General features: G+C 51.1%; 9 protein-coding genes. 4 read left to right on the top strand and 5 right to left on the bottom strand.

Going from position 1 to position 13,722, the window contains the following annotated elements; all coding sequences use genetic code 11:
* Positions 1 to 20: 20 nt before the first annotated feature.
* Positions 21 to 1,502 carry a CYTH domain-containing protein gene (locus tag KDN34_RS03200; protein WP_212595495.1) on the bottom strand — a complete coding sequence of 494 codons (1,482 nt, stop codon included), beginning with the start codon at positions 1,500 to 1,502 and terminating at the stop codon, positions 21 to 23.
* 230 nt (positions 1,503 to 1,732) lie between these two features.
* Between KDN34_RS03200 and KDN34_RS03195 the strand changes: the two genes are divergently transcribed.
* The 4 genes from KDN34_RS03195 (at position 1,733) to putA (ending at position 7,836) form a co-directional block, all read left to right on the top strand.
* Positions 1,733 to 2,413 carry a TIGR00153 family protein gene (locus tag KDN34_RS03195; protein WP_212595494.1) on the top strand — a complete coding sequence of 227 codons (681 nt, stop codon included), beginning with the start codon at positions 1,733 to 1,735 and terminating at the stop codon, positions 2,411 to 2,413.
* A gap of 19 nt (positions 2,414 to 2,432) precedes the next feature.
* The gene (locus KDN34_RS03190) at positions 2,433 to 3,701 is read left to right on the top strand and encodes an inorganic phosphate transporter (protein WP_212595493.1); all 1,269 of its coding nucleotides are present in this window, start codon (positions 2,433 to 2,435) and stop codon (positions 3,699 to 3,701) included.
* 137 nt (positions 3,702 to 3,838) lie between these two features.
* Entirely contained in the window at positions 3,839 to 4,402 is a 564-nt protein-coding gene (locus KDN34_RS03185; protein WP_228730408.1) for a TIGR04211 family SH3 domain-containing protein, read from the top strand.
* A 242-nt stretch (positions 4,403 to 4,644) separates the two neighbouring features.
* Positions 4,645 to 7,836: a bifunctional proline dehydrogenase/L-glutamate gamma-semialdehyde dehydrogenase PutA gene (putA, locus tag KDN34_RS03180; protein ID WP_212595492.1), complete on the top strand. Its 3,192-nt coding sequence runs from the start codon at positions 4,645 to 4,647 to the stop codon at positions 7,834 to 7,836.
* A 63-nt stretch (positions 7,837 to 7,899) separates the two neighbouring features.
* Here the strand turns inward: putA and KDN34_RS03175 are convergent, their stop codons facing one another.
* The 4 genes from KDN34_RS03175 to cydD form a co-directional block, all read right to left on the bottom strand.
* Entirely contained in the window at positions 7,900 to 9,147 is a 1,248-nt protein-coding gene (locus KDN34_RS03175) for a dicarboxylate/amino acid:cation symporter (protein WP_212595491.1), read from the bottom strand.
* 216 nt (positions 9,148 to 9,363) lie between these two features.
* Positions 9,364 to 9,858, bottom strand: coding sequence for a NifB/NifX family molybdenum-iron cluster-binding protein (locus KDN34_RS03170; RefSeq protein WP_212595490.1), 495 nt, complete (start codon positions 9,856 to 9,858; stop codon positions 9,364 to 9,366).
* A 197-nt stretch (positions 9,859 to 10,055) separates the two neighbouring features.
* A complete protein-coding gene (gene cydC, locus KDN34_RS03165; RefSeq protein ID WP_212595489.1) occupies positions 10,056 to 11,780 on the bottom strand; it encodes a heme ABC transporter ATP-binding protein/permease CydC in 1,725 nt (574 codons plus the stop codon).
* Positions 11,777 to 13,576 (bottom strand): heme ABC transporter permease/ATP-binding protein CydD, encoded by a 1,800-nt coding sequence (gene cydD / locus KDN34_RS03160; protein WP_212595488.1) that lies wholly within the window; start codon positions 13,574 to 13,576, stop codon positions 11,777 to 11,779. The genes cydC and cydD overlap by 4 nt, the downstream gene beginning before the upstream one ends.
* Positions 13,577 to 13,722 lie beyond the last annotated feature (146 nt).

Here is a 13,722-nt window from a genome sequence, read left to right as displayed (position 1 = left end):
GCCGCCTGCACCATTGGGCATTAACGCCAATACGGTATTTTTTGCAGCGCCGCTAACCGTGAATGCTCCATCGCAAAACGCAGACTTTGTTGCTTAACGGCTAATGCTTCCGCAGCATCAGGAACCAATTGCTCGGCGCAATGGTAAGCCCCGAGGATCACAATCCCATCGCTCAGATCCTGCCATGGCGCACGAAACTGATCCCGCGCTTTCTCTGGATAAAGACTACCAAAGGCCAGCCCGACCAGAATGGCCTCATCCAGGGTATTGGCAAGTGCCAGGTACGCTGCGGTGGACAACGCTTCCGGCATTGCCGATAACAATTGCTGCCAGGAAGTCTCCTGCAAACGATCGCTTAATTGTTGCAGGTTGTCGCCTACATCTAGCAATACCTCACTGCCCTGCAATTCGATCAGCAACCGTACCAACGCCAACTGTAGTTCACCATATCGATTGTCTTGCCAAAGTGATTGCAGCTGTTGTTCGAAGTCCATGCGCTGCAACGTCTGTTGGGCAGCCGCTTTTATGGTTGCCAACTGTGGCAGCTCATTCAGTTGTGCCCGATCAGAGCATAAGCAGGCGAGATAACGTCCTTCATCGATAAACGCTAACTGCTGTTCCAGCCATTGAAAATCCTTCAGCGTAATCTCGGAATGCAAACCAAATTGCGTCAACGTCAATCGCAATAATCTGATGCAGGCACGTAAGCGCTGCCATAGTGCGGGTTGTTGAATAGTGTCGGTTAAGCTCTGCTGGATCATATCTTCCAGCAGCTGCCATCGTTCAAGCGCAGTTTCCAATACGGTAATGAGACTGGCATTAATATCACCGCCTGCTGGCAACTGAATAAACTGCAGCGCCTCTAACGCTAACGGGCTACGTTGATTGGCCAGCCGGTAACCACGCTGAGCCTTACTGGCTTTGCCAAGCCGCACCGGAACTTGCTGCGCCACTTTCTGTGCCAGCGGTAATAAGTCCGCCATCACCCCAGAAATCAGCTCAAATTCCACTTCACACAGTGGCTCACTGTCGCCATTGGCAGCAATAGTCCCTTGATCCAAGGCGACCTCTATCAGGCTCTGACCTTCGGCTATCATCCAGCGACAACGTTGAAAGTCAGTACTGAACAGACACCGCAACTGTTGTTGCAACACTGAAATGTCTTGTGTGGCAGGCCAGATGTCAGCCGGGAACAGCGCTAACTCTGGATGGGTACCGCTGATATCAACGTTATATTCTGGTCGAGAATGTAAGCCGCCAATCACCCTGCCAGCAGTCTTAATCGTCTGTTCGTATTTGCCGTCACAACCTCGCACCCGTAATCCCATATCCAACTGTCTTAGTGCCAGCCGTGGTGTATCAAAGTAACTGTTGCTGAGTTGGCGACACCCTTTGGCATCACTCCCGGGCAATTGATCAAGATAATGAGTCAATAACGCTTTATATTGCGGCAGAATAAAAAGTTTCAGCTCAATTTCAGTATGATTACTGTCATGTTCCATCAGTTAAACGGCCTGTTTTGTCATTAAAAATTCACTTATATGTCATCAGGATGTCTTAATGTCACAATGCTGTCATAAAAGTGTCTTACTATTTTGCACCGGGTGTTATATAACCCGTTAATATAAAAGCTGTGATGTTTTCGCTGAAAACACAGTTTCAATACGCGGACGCTTAAGGTACCATTCCGCCCGCGTTTCCAATAGTGGAATGAGCTCATAGGTAAACGGCTATGCCAGTAAACTCTATTTTAGGCGTGTTTGCAAAATCGCCGATCAAGCCTCTGCAGGAGCATATAGACAAAGTTTTTGATTGTGCTTCTCTGCTGGTCCCCTTTTTTGAAGCAACGTTCGCAAAGGATTGGGACAGCGCGGTTGCCATCAGAAAGAAAATTAGTCAGGAAGAGAAAGACGCTGACAACCTCAAACGTGAAATACGTCTTACCCTCCCCGGCGGATTATTCATGCCGGTTGAACGAACTGACCTGCTGGAACTTCTAACCCAACAGGACAAAATCGCCAATAAAGCCAAAGATATCTCCGGTCGCATCATCGGCCGGGAATTGCTGGTTCCCGAAGCCATTCAGACTCCTTTCCTCGCTTATCTGCAACGTTGTCTCGACGCAGCAGCGCTGGCCAAGGAAGCGATTAATGAATTGGACGATCTGCTGGAAGCAGGTTTCCGTGGCCGAGAAGTGGATCTCGTAGCCAAAATGATTAGTGAACTCGATGTATTGGAAGAGGACACTGACGAGCTGCAAATCCAGGTGCGTCGACAGTTATACGCCATCGAATTGGAGTTAAACCCCATCGACGTCATGTTCCTCTACAAAATTATTGAATGGGTGGGAGACCTGGCAGATCTTGCCGAACGTGTGGGTTCCCGCCTAGAGCTGATGCTGGCTCGCGTCTAATAATAAAGGTATACACAGCATGGTTGATGTATTGATCACTAGCGGTCCCTGGCTTATAGGAACTGCGGCCGTAGTCGGCTTTTTGATGGCCTGGGGTATTGGGGCCAACGACGTAGCAAATGCGATGGGGACTTCGGTAGGGGCAAATGCCGTTACCATCAAGCAGGCAATTGTTATTGCCATGATCTTCGAATTCGCCGGGGCTTACCTGGCGGGCGGTGAAGTAACCAGCACTATCCGTAACGGGATTATTGATCCTTCCTACTTTACCGAATCGCCTCAGTTGTTGGTGTATGGCATGATCGCGTCATTGCTGGCAGCAGGTATCTGGCTAGTCGTGGCATCGGCCCTTGGTTGGCCAGTGTCAACCACCCACTCTATCGTCGGTGCCATCGTCGGTTTTGCGGCGGTGGGTGTCGGACCTGATTCGGTGGCGTGGAGTCAGGTAACCGGTATCGTAGGTTCCTGGATCGTCACCCCCGCAATTTCCGGCTTTATTGCCTTCTGTATTTTCCAAAGCGTTCAAAAACTGATTTTCAACACTGATAACCCGCTCGCTAATGCCAAACGTTATGTACCTTTCTACATGGCTTTCGCAGGCTTTGTCGTGTCATTGGTGACTATCACTAAGGGGCTTAAGCATGTCGGTTTGAAGGTATCGGCTGGTGAGGCTTATCTACTGGCGATATTGATTGCCGTGCTCATTGGGATTGCGGGTAAAATTGCGATCTCCCGCTTGCAACTCTCCAATGCCCCTGGCAAACAGACCAACTTTAATAACGTTGAAAAAGTATTTGCCATTCTGATGTTGATGACCGCTTGCTGTATGGCATTTGCACACGGTTCTAACGACGTTGCAAACGCTATCGGCCCATTGGCAGCAGTCGTTTCAGTGGTCAACAGTGGTGGTATTATCACGGCTAAATCTCCCTTGATTTGGTGGATTCTGCCATTAGGTGGTTTCGGGATTGTGCTCGGTCTGGCGATTTTCGGTAAGCGCGTAATGCAGACCATCGGTAAGAATATCACCCACTTAACACCGAGCCGCGGCTTCGCCGCTGAATTAGCGGCTGCCAGTACCGTGGTGATTGCCTCTGGTACCGGGTTACCTATCTCTACCACACAAACACTGGTAGGTGCGGTACTCGGCGTTGGTATGGCGCGCGGCATTGCCGCAATTAATATTAACGTGGTGCGCAACATTGTGGTGTCATGGGTGGTTACACTGCCTGCTGGAGCCGGATTATCCATCCTGTTCTTCTTCACCATCAAAGGCATTTTTAACTGATTTATTCCGTGCAACCTACGGTAAATCAGCATGATAGAGGGACGTCAAATGACGTCCCTCTTGCATTGGTAAGCACAAATCCATAGCATGTTGGCAATATTTTGCGACAGAGAAGAATTCCCGTGCTGAGAGTATTGATGCTAGTCGGAGCTATGCTCCTTTCCCCGTCCCTGTTGGCCGAAGGCCAGACCCGTTATATCTCTGACGATATTTATATTTTTATCCATGGAGGTCCGGGCAACCAGTACCGAATTCTCGGCAGTATTGAAGCCGGCGAAAAAATTACCCTGTTGCCGGAAACTGATGGCGATTATGCCAAAATTGTCGACCCCAAAGGTCGTGAAGGCTGGGTACGCACCGATAAACTGCAAACGCAGGTATCGATGCGCTACCGTATGGCCGATATGGAAAAACAGTTAGCCGATGCCCAGTCAAAACTGCAGACAATTTCCAGCCAGAACAGTGATGTCAGCACGCAGCTAGATAACCTGCAAAGCAAACTGAATAAAACTCAGGCCGACCTGACAAAAGCGACCACTGAACGTGATAATGCTATCGCTAAACTCGAAAACATGCAGGACAATGCACGCTTTCACATGTGGCAACAAGGTGGCCTGATTGCCGCTGGCGGTCTGATCCTTGGGGTGATCCTGGTCTACTTGCCACGACCACAGCGTCGCCGCCGCAATCGCTGGATGTAAGCCGTACATATTTACTGACAGGCCGCTGCTTTCAAACAGCGGCCTTTTTGTTTGCCTAGTACCTGCAAGTGCTCAAACTAGGTGTTTAAACAATTGTCACATTTGATTTCCAGATAGTGCCGCAGATCACATTTTGTTTGTATAATCGGCCCGCGCACGCGCCTTCTTAATGGTATACAACAACGATAAGCGCCCTTTGCGTCTGAGATGTTCCGCAGCCCTTAACTGCCTAACCGGCTTAGATGGAAACGATAATTATGTTTAAAGCGAGTGAAGTACTGGCTGGCCATTATGATAATGCCACTCTCGACGACCTCTTTTCTGCCATCAGTGACAACTATATTGTCGACGAAGCGCAATATCTGTCAGATCTGATAAAACTTGTTCCCGCCGACGATACCACCATCGAACGCGTTACCCGTCGCGCCCACGAGCTGGTCACCAAAGTTCGTCAATATGATAAAAAAGGCATGATGGTCGGCATTGATGCTTTTTTGCAGCAATACAGTCTGGAAACTCAGGAAGGTATCATTCTGATGTGTCTGGCTGAAGCATTACTGCGGATCCCCGATAGCGAAACCGCCGATGCACTGATTGAAGATAAACTGTCCGGCGCCAAGTGGGATCAGCATCTGTCTAAAAGCGATTCCGTACTGGTTAACGCCTCCACCTGGGGACTGATGTTGACCGGTAAAATCATCCAACTGGATCGCAATCTGGATGGCACGCCCAGTCACTTGTTAAAGCGTCTGGTCAATCGCCTCGGCGAACCGGTTATCCGCCAGGCGATGTATGCGGCAATGAAAATCATGGGCAAGCAGTTTGTCTTAGGGCGTACGGTAAAGGAAGCGCTGAAGAACAGTGAAACACGCCGCAAAGACGGCTATACCCATTCTTACGACATGCTGGGTGAAGCAGCGCTGACGCGGCAAGATGCACAAAAGTATTTTGCTGATTATTCCCATGCTATTAGTGAATTAGGCGCACAGCAGTACGATGAAAACGATGCACCACGGCCCACAATTTCCATTAAGTTATCAGCGCTGCATCCGCGTTATGAAGTGGCAAACAAAGACCGGGTAATGACCGAATTATATGCCACAGTGGTTAAGCTGATAGAACAAGCGCGCGCGCTAAATGTGGGGATCTCAATCGATGCCGAAGAAGTCGATCGCCTCGAATTATCACTGCAACTCTTTCAGCAACTGTATCAATCCGAAGCCGCTAAAGGTTGGGGATTACTGGGCTTAGTCGTGCAGGCCTATTCAAAACGCACGCTGCCGGTGTTGCTGTGGATCACCAAGCTAGCGAAATCTCAGGGCGATGTCATTCCCGTTCGCCTGGTAAAAGGTGCCTACTGGGACAGTGAACTGAAGTGGGCGCAGCAAGCAGGGGAACGCGGTTATCCGCTGTATACCCGCAAGGTAAATACTGACCTATCCTATTTGGCCTGTGCCCGTTATCTGTTATCCGAGCGCACTCAGGGGGCTATCTACCCTCAGTTTGCCACGCATAATGCGCAGACGGTGGCCGCTATCAGTGATATGGCCGGAGATCGCGCATTTGAATTTCAACGTTTACACGGTATGGGGCAGGAACTATACGATACCGTATTGGCAGAGAATCGCCGCCAGGCAGTGCGCATCTATGCGCCGATTGGCGCCCATAAAGATCTGCTGCCCTATTTGGTGAGACGCTTATTAGAAAATGGTGCCAACTCCTCGTTTGTGCATAAATTGGTGGACCCTAACACACCGATAGCGTCGCTGATCACTCACCCGATGATTACTGCCCGTAGTTATGTTTCACTGGCAAACACTAACATCGCTCTACCAGCGGATATCTACGGCAGTGAGCGCAAAAACTCCAGAGGGTTGAACATGAATATCATCTCTGAAGCTGCGCCGTTCTTTAAGACACTCGAACCGTTCCTGCATCAACAATGGCAAGCCGGGCCCTTGATAGGCGGAGAAACCCTCGGCGGAGAATCACAACCGGTCGTTAGCCCCTATAACACCCAAGAGCAGGTCGGCCGCGTCGTCTGGACCGATGGTCTGGCGGTAAAGCAGGCGGTCACTAACGCCGTTGCCGCTTTCCCGCAGTGGTGTCGGACGCCGGTCGCCACTCGTGCTGCGTCGTTACAAAAGCTGGCCGATTTATTGGAAGAAAACCGTGAAGAGCTCATCGCACTTTGCACCCGCGAAGCCGGTAAAAGTCTGCAGGACGGCATTGATGAAGTCCGCGAAGCGGTAGATTTCTGTCGCTATTATGCACTTCAGGCGAAAAAGCTAATGGCAAAACCCGAGCTGATGCCTGGCCCTACTGGCGAACTGAACGAACTGTTTTTGCAAGGCCGCGGCGTCTTTGTCTGCATCAGCCCGTGGAACTTTCCATTGGCAATTTTCTTAGGACAGATTGCGGCAGCACTGGCCGCAGGCAATACAGTGGTAGCAAAGCCTGCCGAACAGACTTCGATTATTGGTTATCGGGCCGTACAGCTGGCGCATCAGGCTGGCATTCCGGCAAACGTGCTGCAACTGTTACCTGGCAAAGGCGCGGAAGTTGGTGCAGCGCTGACAGCTGATGCGCGGATTGGTGGTGTTTGCTTCACCGGTTCAACCGCTACCGCTAAAGCGATTAACCGCACCTTAGCTAACCGTGATGGAGCGATTATCCCGCTGATTGCTGAAACTGGCGGTCAGAATGCCATGGTGGTGGATTCGACCTCACAGCCCGAACAGGTTGTGAACGATGTTGTGGCCTCAGCCTTTACCAGTGCCGGTCAGCGCTGCTCGGCATTACGAGTTCTCTATGTGCAAGAAGACATTGCCGAGCGCGTCATCGAGCTCCTCAAAGGCGCAATGGATGAGCTGACACTTGGGCATCCTGGAGAATTGAAAACCGATGTGGGGCCAGTTATTGATGCCACGGCTAAAGCCAATCTCAATGCGCATATTGAACACATCAAACAGGTTGGCAAGTTGATTAAGAAGGTTGAATTACCCAGCGGCTTTGCCCACGGGCATTTCGTTGCGCCCACCGCCGTCGAAATCAATTCCATCAAAGTGTTGCAGAAGGAAAACTTCGGTCCAATACTGCATGTGATCCGCTACAAAGCCAGTGAGCTGCAACAGGTAATTGATGATATCAACAGCACCGGCTTTGGCCTGACGCTGGGTATTCACAGCCGTAACGAGGGCCATGCGCTGGATATCGCCGATAAGGTGAATGTGGGCAACGTCTATATCAACCGCAATCAGATTGGCGCGGTAGTGGGCGTGCAACCATTTGGCGGTCAGGGGTTATCCGGTACCGGACCCAAAGCCGGTGGCCCACACTATCTGCCACGCTTTATGACCGAGAAAACCCGTACCAACAACATCACCGCAATTGGTGGTAACGCCACCTTGTTATCACTCGGTGATGCGCAATAAGCCCCGCAGTAACAACAAAAAAGCCACCGTTTAAGGTGGCATTTTTGTTTTAATAATCAATCATTAATCAGCATCTGCGATAATCACCGGCTTCGCTTTAGCAGGTGCATATTTATCCATAATCACGGCACAGGCGGCATCCCCGGTGATGTTAAGTGCGGTACGGATCATGTCGAAAATTCGATCCAACGCGAACAGCAATGGCAAACCATCAATGGGAATACCCGCAGACAATAAGACTGCTACCACCAGGAAGGTTGGCCCCGGCACTCCGGCCTGCCCCACAGCGCCTAACGTGGAGGTAAGAATAATCGCGGCATAGGCGGTCATATCCAATGGGACGTGGTACATCTGCGCGAAGAAAATGGCGACCAGCCCATAGTAAATGGCGTTGCCACTCATGTTCACGGTAGCGCCAAGCGGCAGCACAAATGACGCGGTGGCATTACTGACCTTCAGATCCTGCTCACAGGTTTGCATATTCACGGGCAAGGTGGCCATTGAGGATGCAGTAGACAATGCCATTACCTGTGGCTTTTTCATCACCATAATGAATTTTAGTGCTGACACTGGTGACATCAGTTGCACCATTGCCGGGAAAAACAGGAAGGTATAAATCACGATCCCCAGCAGATACACCCAGAACAGGTTTAGCACTACGCGCATGGCATCGAAACCGAAGCTACCAACCGCATCAGCCATCAATCCAAATACCCCTAATGGCGCAATCAGCATCACCTTAGTGATCATCCACACCAACGCCTCCAGCACCGTCGCTAACGCCGATTGTACCTGCTTGGGGCCATCGCCTTTCACTTTGGTCAGCGCAATGCCAAAGAAGATACTGAATACCAATATCTGCAGGATGTTACCGCCGGTGAGCGATTCAAATACGTTGGTGGGGATCATGCCGATAATCGTATCGACAGCCCCCGGTAGAGCGCCCTGCTCTGCAGTCACCGCCTCAAGCCCTTTAGCATGCGCGGTAATGTCAGTGCCCATGCCAGGTTCGAAGACATGCCCTAGCACCAGAGCTAATACAACCGCGAGTGCGGAGGTACCGATAAAAAAGATAAACGTACCAAGGCCGATTTTACCGGCAGAGGGGGTGTTTCCGAGACTAGCGGAACCCGCGATAATCGCCACCAACACCAGCGGGATCACCAGCATTTTAATCAGATGGATAAACAGCGTTCCGAGAGGCGCAAATATTGATGCACCATCCCCCATGGCCCAGCCAACTAAGGCACCAAGGATCATGGCAAACACCACTTGCACGCCAATATTGCCTAGCCAATGCTTTCTTTTCATTATTGTTATCTTCCTGTTCTGGCCTTCGGGGAACCCCGGAATGGCAAACTGTAAAAACAAGTTAAGTTACCACAGAAAATTCCGCAGATGCATAAAAAGGCCGGCACGAAAGAGGAAAATTACATTTTCGGGCCGGCAACAGAGAAGAGATAACAGAAAATGACAACTTACAAGCGAATGGTGTTCTGCCTCATCACTAAATCGATCGTCCTCGGACTATTTCTGCGGTCTAAATCCGCTGAAGTGAGCTTCGCTAACATATTGCTTCGATTGCAATAACACACTCTGGGTCATGTTGTGATGGTGACAGCCGCCGCTACCATGACAACCACACGGCTCACCACAGCCGCCCTTGGCCTGATGATGCAGCGAAGGTTTGGCGCTGCTGGTATCTAACAATCGCAAACTGGTATCTTTTGCCGCTAACAACAGTTGCTCCAGTGAACTATTGCGCTCTTTAGGCCGGCAAACACTGATCCCAGCATCCAGCAATTTGCCAAGCATACGCTCACCTATCTGATTGACGATAACCACCTGCGCTCCTTGTTGCTTGATATGATTCAGCATGGCGCTTTTATCCGCACAGTTACCGCCCAGCGCCGGATTATCGATTAACTGTTGCAACTGCCCTTGAGCATTAAAAAATGCCAGTTGCTGCGCCTTGGTAAAATGGCCAGCTAAGTGACCGCGTGTCATCGGGATAACAATCATCGACTTCTACTCCAAATGCTTCAGTGCTGCTCAGTCACAGCATTTAATTTATTGGCATATGCCAATAAATGCATTATTGAAGATCTGGGGAGGCAGTTCTGTGATCTATGACGAATTTACCGAGGTGATTTGAAGATAGCGCTTCAGTAAAAAAGGGATGCTGCTGACATCCCTTTCATTGAGGAGGATATGACTTACTAGTCACGCAGTTGACGGTATAACGCCGCATACGCCGGGGTGCTACTCAGCAATTGTTCGTGAGCACCGCTAGCGACAATCTGCCCGGCGTCCAGCAGATGGATCGCATCCATCTGTGCCATCCCCGTCAACCGGTGACTGATCATCAACAATGTCTTGTCTTTAGCATGTGCCAACAATAACCGCAGGATCTCCTGCTCGGTACGTCGATCCAGGCCTTCGGTTGGCTCATCCAGCAATAACAATGGCGTGTCCCGCAACAATGCTCTGGCGACGCCGATACGCCGCTGCTCACCACCAGATAACTGCCGGCCACCTTCACCAATCCAGGCATTCAATCCTGGTTCCTGCAGCAGATTAGCTAATCCCACTTGTTGCAACACCTGAGACAGCCGCTCGTCACTGACTTTTTCCGGCAGTGCTAGCTGTAGATTTTCGCGTAAAGTTGCACTGAGCAGTGCCACACGCTGACTGACCACAGTCATCGAAGCGCGCAGACTTTGCTCGTCATAACTTTCTAGCGGTAAACCCGCCAATTGAATGGTGCCGTGCTGTGCCTGCCACTGACGGGTAATTAACGACAACAAGGTGGATTTGCCACAACCGGTCTTACCCAGTAGCGCAACTTTGCTACCCGCCGCGATCTTCAGTGACAGATGTTGCAGCACCGGCGGAGTTTGTGAGTAACTAAAGCCTAAGTCGCTAATCAGTATCTCCCCATTGGCCGCTCTGCCATGACTCACCGCCGGAAAGTTGATATCTGGCGTTTGCTCGGTAATATCGGCCACTCGCCGGGCAGCCAACATGGTGGCGGACAATTGCTGAAATGCACCGGCCAGAGGCATCATCAGTTCAAAACTGGAAAGGACACAAAAGACCACTAACGCCAGCAATGGTCCTGGCGGTATCGCGGAGCCTACGCCACTGGCAGCGTACCATAACATCAGCAACACCAGGCTGCCGTGGAACAGGATCAATAGCCCCTGACTTAAACCCGTAATCGTGGCCATGCGCTGTTGGCTATTCAGCCAATGTTGCTCCACGCGCGCCAATGCTTGCCGATAATCGTTCGCCGCCCCAAAGAGGGTCAATTCGGCTTGGCCTGACAACCATTCCAGTAAACGGATCCGGTAATGGCGTCGCTGCTCAATGATCTGTCGTCCTGGTGCTTTTCCTAGCTGATAAAACAGTGATGGCAACACGATGGCTGCCAGCAACAAACCACCGCACAGCAGAAATGCCAGGTGCAAATCAAACCAGCCGACAAACGCAAACAGTAACAACAGCATCAATACATAACTGGCGAGCGGAGTCATTAACCGCAGATACAGATGATCCAGCGTATCAATATCCGCTACCAGCCGATTCAAGAGATCGCCGCGACGCATACCACTCAGGTTGCGTTCACTTAGCGGTAGCAGCGATTTCCAGGCCCAGCAACGCAGTTCGGTAAGAATACGGAAGGTGGCTTCATGCGTCAGCACCCGGTCGCCGTAACGACTAGCGGTACGCATAATCGAAAACATACGTACGCCACCCGCCGGGGTAAAATAGTTCATGCCGACACCCGCCAGCCCGGCAACCGCCGTTGCGGAAAGAAACCACCCCGAAAGTGACAGCAAACCAATACCGGCAATCAGGGTCAGCACGCTCAGCAGCAGCCCTAAGGTCATCATCAACCAATGGCGACGGAACAGGATTAAAAATGGTAGTAACAGTTTCATGCCTGTACGCCTCCCGCGATTTCCACGTCATCCAGCGATAGGGCTAACGGTAGTTGTGCCAGCATGGTTGCCAGTAGTCCTGGCTGTTGTGACAGCTCAGCAAAATTGCCCTGCTGTACCAATTTTCCATGATCCAGCACTAAGATTCGATCCATGCGATCCAGCTGATCGAGACGATGCGTCACCATCAGACAACTGCGCTGCTGCATAGCCTGCCACAGAGCATCCAAGACCCATTGCTCATTCTGACTATCGAGACTGGCACTGGGTTCATCGAGCAGATACAACTCAGCATTGCGCGCTAAAGCACGCGCTAATGCAATACGTTGCGCCTGCCCCACAGATAAACCACCACTGAATTCCTGTACGATGTGCGCTAAGCCTGCTGGCTGTGCCCGCACAAAATCCGCGACTTTGGCTCGCTCCAGCAGCGTCCAGAGCGCGGCATCATCCAATTCGGGTTGGCCTAAGCGCACATTGTCAGCAACCGAGCCCTGAAAAAGTTGGGGATTCTGTCCCAGCCAGGCGAGCTGCTGGCGCCAACTTGCGGGCGCTATCTGATGCAGTTCAATGCCGTTAACCTTGAGGCTGCCCTGATAAGGTAAAAATCCCAGTAACGCATTAAGCAAACTGGTTTTACCCGCCCCACTTGGTCCCACCAATGCCAGCTTTTCGCCTGCTCGCATTGAAAAGCTCAACGGACCAACCAACGGTTTCCCATCCATGCTGAACACTTGCAGATCGCGCGCTTCGATGCTGAGCAGACTACCTGTCAGCATTTCATGTCCCTGATTGAGTGGCTCGGGAGCTTCCAGCAGCGCCATCAGCGATTCTGCCGCGCCAATGGCCTGCGCCTTGGCATGGTAGTGTGTACCGAGATCACGCAGTGGTTGATAGAATTCCGGCGCCATAATCAGTATGAACATGCCGCTGAATAAACTGATAGGTACGCCATAATGGCCGAAATTCAGTTCACCCAGATAAGAGAAACCAAAGTACACTGCTACCACGGCAATCGACACCGCTGCAAAAAACTCCAGTACCGCAGAGCTCAGAAATGCCAGTCGCAGCACCGTCATAGTACGCTCGCGGAAATCTTCGGAAGCCTTGGCAATCGCTTTTTCTTCGGCAGCCGCACGGTAAAACAGCTTGAGTGTCGATAGCGCCTTGAGGCGATCCATAAAATGCCCACTCAACTGCTGCAACGCACTGAAATTTTTTCGGTTAGCATCAGCAGCGCCCATCCCCACCAAGATCATAAACAGTGGAATTAACGGCGCAGTGGTCAGCAGGATCAACCCTGCCGCCCAGTTCAACGGAAAGGTACAGCAAAGAATGATCAGCGGAATAAATCCGGCCAGCGTCATCTGCGGCAGATAGCGGCCATAAAAATCCTGTAGATCCTCAATCTGCTCCAGCACAATACTGGCCCAGGCACCTGCTGGTTTACCGTTAACCCAGGCAGGCCCCAAACGACCCAACTTGTCCAGTACCGCGGCCCGCAGAGTACTGCGCAGACGCCGTCCGGCAGCAAAACCTGCGCGCTCTCTTCCCCAGGCCAATGCCCCGCGCACAAAAATCAGTACGGCGAAACCAATAAAATAAGGAATGAACTGCTGCCGCGGCAGATTATCGATGATCAGCCCCTGCAGCATAGTGGCCAGTAACCACGCCTGCACCACCAACGCTACGCCATTGGCAACCCCGAGCGTCATGGAAAGTTTCAGATAAGGGCCACAGGCCCCCTTTTGTAGCCTTAGCCATCCGGCCAGTTGTTTTTCCAGGGATTTATCCATGAATATCCAAACTATTTACAGCGAAAGAGAGGAACACGTAATCGGTGTCAAAAGCATCATGCGATAGCTTGACCGAAGCGTTTAAATTCGCTAGGCAGTATCGCAGGCATTGCCATGAGAATAAACCATCTCATCACTCTTTTTAC

Origin of the sequence: Shewanella yunxiaonensis (genome assembly GCF_018223345.1) — a bacterium.
Lineage (GTDB): Bacteria > Pseudomonadota > Gammaproteobacteria > Enterobacterales > Shewanellaceae > Shewanella > Shewanella yunxiaonensis.
Note: the sequence above shows the minus strand (reverse complement) of the source record. Positions and strands in the feature narration are given on the sequence as shown.